The sequence below is a fragment of the Stenotrophomonas sp. 2YAF22 genome (assembly GCF_052114665.1).
GTDB classification, from domain to species: domain Bacteria; phylum Pseudomonadota; class Gammaproteobacteria; order Xanthomonadales; family Xanthomonadaceae; genus Stenotrophomonas; species Stenotrophomonas indicatrix.
In genome coordinates, this window is record NZ_JBFRFE010000342.1 from 1 (window position 1) to 4571 (window position 4571).

The following is a 4571-nucleotide window of genomic DNA, read 5'->3' on the forward strand; positions in this document are numbered from 1 at the left end:
CCGCATGCCGGCCGCTGCATACCGGCGTGCGCCGTGAGCCGCGTCGTTGCACTGGACACCGAAACCACCGGCATCTCGCATCGCCTGGGCCATCGGGTGATTGAAATCGGGGCGGTGGAACTGATAAACGGGCAGCTCAGCGGCCGCCAGTTCCACACCTACCTGCAGCCGCAGCGGAAGGTGGACTGGGGCGCGCAGCGCGTGCACGGCATCAGCGATGCCATGCTGGTGGGCAAGCCATTGTTCGCCAGCAAGGCCGCCGAGCTGCTGGAGTTCCTGCGTGGCAGCGAGATGGTCGCGCACAACGCCACCTTCGACGTCGGCTTCCTCGACAACGAGCTGCGCCTGGCCGGCATCGCCGATGGGCTGGCCCAGCACTGCCGCGTGACCTGCAGCCTGAAGCTGGCCCGCAACCGTTGGCCGGGCATGCCCAACAAGCTCGACGATGTACTGCAGCGCCTGCGTATTCCCGGCACCCGCGGCCTGCATGGCGCACTGAAGGATGCGCACCTGCTGGCCCAGGTGGTGCCGCACCTGCGCTGAGGGCAGGCATCGCCATCGCATTCAGGCATGGCCTGTGGGTAAGTTGCGCAAGGTCTTGATTGCGTGCATAATGCGCGGCTCGCTGTGTCCGGTTTTCTATCGGGCGGCGCCCCCGGGAGCACGTCCCCGGCCGCCCAACGCCAGCGTAACCCTTTGATTCTCTTGACGTGTGGTGGGCAACCATCGAGGCCGCCGTCCCCCGGGCTACGGGGAGACACAACTTACTATCGAGGTGCGCAATGTCCCGCGTATGCCAGGTTTCCGGCAAGCGAGTGCAGACGGGTAACAACGTCTCGCACGCCAACAACAAGACCCGTCGTCGTTTCCTGCCCAACCTGCACGAGCGCCGCTTCTGGGTCGCCAGTGAGAACCGCTGGGTGAAGCTTCGTGTTTCCGCGCATGCACTGCGCACCATCGACAAGAACGGTATCGATTCCGTTCTGGCTGAGCTGCGTGCGCGCGGCGAAAAGGTCTGAGGAGTAGACGATCATGGCAGGCAAGCGCGATAAGGTCCGTATGATTTCGACCGCCGGTACCGGTCACTTCTACACGACCGACAAGAACAAGAAGAACACCCCGGGGAAGATGGAATTCTCCAAGTACGATCCGGTCGTGCGCAAGCACGTCCCGTACAAGGAAGGCAAGATCAAGTAATCCGCAAGGATTGCGGGTCGCTTCCGAAAAAACCCGCCCTCGTGGCGGGTTTTTTTGTGCCCCCCGCCCCCGGTAGGTGTCGACCTTGGTCGACACGTTCCGACCCCGTGGGTGCCGACCGTTGGTCGACACGCTGTCCCCAGCGCCGCTCGACTCTACCCACCCCGCTGGGCAGAATGGCCCCACACCTCCCAACGGGCGACGCGATGCTGTTCGAGTGGCTGCTGGGCTCGTACCTGCTGTTGATCGACTGGCTGATCCGGCTGGTGGCGCTGTGCTGGATCCCCACCCGCACCACGCCGGGCGCGGCGCGCAGCTGGCTGCTGCTGGTCGGCTTCGTGCCGCTGYTGGGCCTGCCGCTCTATCTGCTGTTCGGGCATCCGTGGCTGTCGCGCGAGCGCATCCGCCGGCAGGCCGAGGCCTCGCAGGTCATCCGTGAAGAACAGGCGCTGCAGCGCCGCCTGCGCTGGACGCCGCAGCCCGATTCGGCCAGCGCCGAAGTGGTGCCGCTGGTGCAGCGCCAGGGCGATTTCATGCCGGTGCACGGCAACGCGATCGACCTGCTGACCGACTATGACGAATCACTGCACACCCTGATCGCCGACATCGACCAGGCCCAGGACCGGGTGCACCTGCTGTACTACCTGATGTTCGATGACACCGTGGGCGAGGCCATCGTCGAAGCCCTGCAGCGTGCCGCAGCGCGCGGGGTGCAGTGCCGCGTGCTGCTGGATGCGGTCGGCGCCAAGCGGGGCCTGCGCGCATACAGCAAGCGGCTGCGGTCACGTGACATCGAAGTGCGCGCGATGCTGCCCGGCGGCCTGCGTTGGCGCCGCAGCGGACGCATGGACCTGCGCAACCATCGCAAGATCGCAGTGATCGACAACGAAGTGGGCTATGTCGGTTCGCAGAACCTGGCGCGCCCTGAATTCGTTGCCGGCCACCCCAACCGCGAGCTGGTGGCGCGCGTGCGCGGGCCTGCGGTGGCGCACCTTGAAGCGGTGTTCGCCAGCGACTGGTACATCGAAACCGGGCAGCGCCTGGAGGTCATCGCCGACGTGCCGGTGTGCAGCGAGGACATCGCCACCCAGCTGCTGCCCAGCGGCCCGGCCTACCCGTACAGCAACGCGCGCGATGCGGTGGCCGCGCTGATCCATCTTGCCCGGCGCCGGCTGGTGATGGTCACGCCCTACTTCGTGCCCGACGAAGCAACGCTGAGTGCACTGCGCATCGCCGCGCTGTCCGGCGTGCAGGTGCAGCTGATCCTGTCGGCCAGCAACAACCAGCGGCTGACCTCGTGGGCGCAGGAGGCCTACTACGATGAGCTGCTGCGCTGCGGTGTGCAGATCGCGCTGTACGAGCCGCAGTTCCTGCATGCCAAGCACATGAGCGTGGATGAGGACATCGCCGTGCTCGGGTCGATCAACATGGATATCCGCTCGTTCGCGCTGAATGCCGAAATCGGCCTGATCTGCTACGACCGTCAGCTGGTCACGCAGTTGTGCGCCATCGAGGACGACTACCTGCGCCAGTCGCGCCTGCTGGACCTGGAGCAGTGGCGCAAGCGTCCCGCGTGGCTGCGCAGCCGCGAGGGCATCGCGCGCCTGGCCGATGCCTTGATGTAGGCCAACGCCAGCCGGGCAGGGCCGATGGCCTACAATCGGCGCATGACTGATTCACCGCGTAGTGGCGAACTGGACCTGGCGATCATCGGCGGTGGTGCCGCCGGGGTGCTGGTGGCGATCCAGGTGTTGCGCCAGGCCCGAGCGCCGCTGGCGCTGGCCATCTTCGAGCCGGCCTCGCAGCTGGCACAGGGCATTGCCTATGCCACGCCGTGGCCGGAGCACCTGCTGAACGTGCCGGCGGCGAAAATGAGCGCCTTCCCCGACCAGCCCGGCGACTTCCTCGATTTCCTGCAGGACGCCAACGCCTACCCGGGCGAGGCGCGCGAGGTGCTGGGCGAACGCTATGTGTGTCGCCACTACTTCGCTGCCTACCTGCAGCAGCGCCTGCGCGAGGCCGAAGCGGCCAGCGCGGCGCGATTGCAGGTCATCGCCCAACCGGTGCTGGCGATGCAGCCGGATGACCACGGTTACCAGCTGCAGCTGGGCGATGGCCAAACGCTGCATGCAGCGCAGGTGGTGATTGCCACCGGCAACAGCATGCGGCCGTTGCCGGTGGACGGCGTCGACGCGCTATCTGCCGATGACGTGGTCGAAGCCTGGGATTACGACGGCGTACGCACGCTGGCCGGTGACCATGCCCTGGCCATCGTCGGCTCCGGGCTGAGCATGGCCGACACCGTGCTGGCGTTGGTGGCTGCGGGTCACAGCGGGCCGCTGCACGTGATCTCGCGCCATGGCCTGCTGCCGTTACCGCATGCACACGGTGGCCTGCCGGCGTTCGACCCGCAGGAGCTGCTGACGATGACTCTGCGCCGGCGTCTGCGTGCACTGCGCCAGCACGCGCGGCAGGCACAGGCCGACGGCATTCCTTGGCAAGGCGTGATGGATCGCATCCGCCCGCATGGGCAAGCGCTCTGGTGCAGCCTGGACGCCGCCGATCAGCGCCGCTTCCTGCGCCACGTGGTGCGCTACTGGGACGTGCACCGCCATCGCATTGCTGAACCGGTGGCCGAGCAGTTGCAGGCGCTGCAGGCCAGCGGCCAGCTGCGCGTTCACCGCGCGCGCCTGCAGCGCGTGTGGCGCGACGGTGATGCCCTGCGGCTGTCGGGTCGCGAGGCGGGCGGCGGCAACGTGCAGTGGACGATCGCTGCGGTGGTCAATGCCACCGGTGTGGAAACCCGTGCCTCGGCACTGCGCAATCCCTTGCTGCAGCAGCTGCAGGCCGATGGGCTGGCCCGCCCCGGCCCGCATGGGCTGGGCCTGGACAGCAGCGTGCCGGGCGACCGGTTGTGTGCAGAGGCTGGCCAGCCACAGGCGCGCCTGGGGGTACTCGGCAGCCTGCGCATCGGCAGCCTGTGGGAAAGCCTGGCGGTGCCTGAACTGCGTCAGCAGGCGCAGGCACTTGCCACGCAGGTGGTCGCAGGAGCTGCGACGTCGATGCCGTAAAATGGAGGCATGGATGTCTCCCACTTGCTTGATGGCCTGAACCCGGCCCAGCGCGAAGCCGTCTCCGCTCCCCTCGGTCACCACCTGGTGCTGGCCGGTGCCGGGTCGGGCAAGACGCGCGTACTCACCCACCGCATTGCCTGGCTGCATGAAGTCGAAGGCGTGCCGACCCACGGCATCTTCGCGGTGACCTTCACCAACAAGGCCGCCGGCGAGATGCGCCATCGCATCGACGCGCAGCTGCCGCATGGCAGCCGCGGCATGTGGATCGGAACCTTCCACGGCCTGGCCAACCGCCTGCTG

The 4571-nt window shown here is 67.4% G+C and carries 6 protein-coding genes; all 6 read left to right on the forward strand.

Annotated elements, in window-relative coordinates; all coding sequences use genetic code 11:
- The first annotated feature begins 33 nt into the window (after positions 1 to 33).
- Positions 34 to 543, forward strand: a complete 510-nt coding sequence (gene dnaQ, locus AB4Y84_RS13915; RefSeq protein WP_312111097.1) for a DNA polymerase III subunit epsilon — start codon at positions 34 to 36, stop codon at positions 541 to 543.
- Positions 544 to 782: 239 nt separating this feature from the next.
- The gene (gene rpmB, locus AB4Y84_RS13920; RefSeq protein ID WP_005411638.1) at positions 783 to 1019 is read left to right on the forward strand and encodes a 50S ribosomal protein L28; all 237 of its coding nucleotides are present in this window, start codon (positions 783 to 785) and stop codon (positions 1017 to 1019) included.
- A 10-nt stretch (positions 1020 to 1029) separates the two neighbouring features.
- Positions 1030 to 1197, forward strand: a complete 168-nt coding sequence (rpmG, locus tag AB4Y84_RS13925; RefSeq protein ID WP_170272460.1) for a 50S ribosomal protein L33 — start codon at positions 1030 to 1032, stop codon at positions 1195 to 1197.
- A 206-nt stretch (positions 1198 to 1403) separates the two neighbouring features.
- A complete protein-coding gene (gene cls / locus AB4Y84_RS13930; RefSeq protein ID WP_025878058.1) occupies positions 1404 to 2822 on the forward strand; it encodes a cardiolipin synthase in 1419 nt (472 codons plus the stop codon).
- A 24-nt stretch (positions 2823 to 2846) separates the two neighbouring features.
- On the forward strand, positions 2847 to 4268 hold the full coding sequence (locus AB4Y84_RS13935) for an FAD/NAD(P)-binding protein (protein ID WP_442244221.1): 1422 nt from the start codon (positions 2847 to 2849) through the stop codon (positions 4266 to 4268).
- Between the two features lie 9 nt (positions 4269 to 4277).
- A partial coding sequence (locus AB4Y84_RS13940; RefSeq protein ID WP_442250299.1) for a UvrD-helicase domain-containing protein occupies positions 4278 to 4571 on the forward strand: 294 nt, incomplete at its 3' end.

Excerpts from the sequence above, each read along its gene's own strand:
- rpmB (WP_005411638.1), top strand. The coding sequence starts at position 783 with ATGTCCCGCGTATGCCAGGTTTCCGGCAAGCGAGTGCAGACGGGTAAC.
- AB4Y84_RS13935 (WP_442244221.1), top strand. The coding sequence starts at position 2,847 with ATGGCCTACAATCGGCGCATGACTGATTCACCGCGTAGTGGCGAACTG.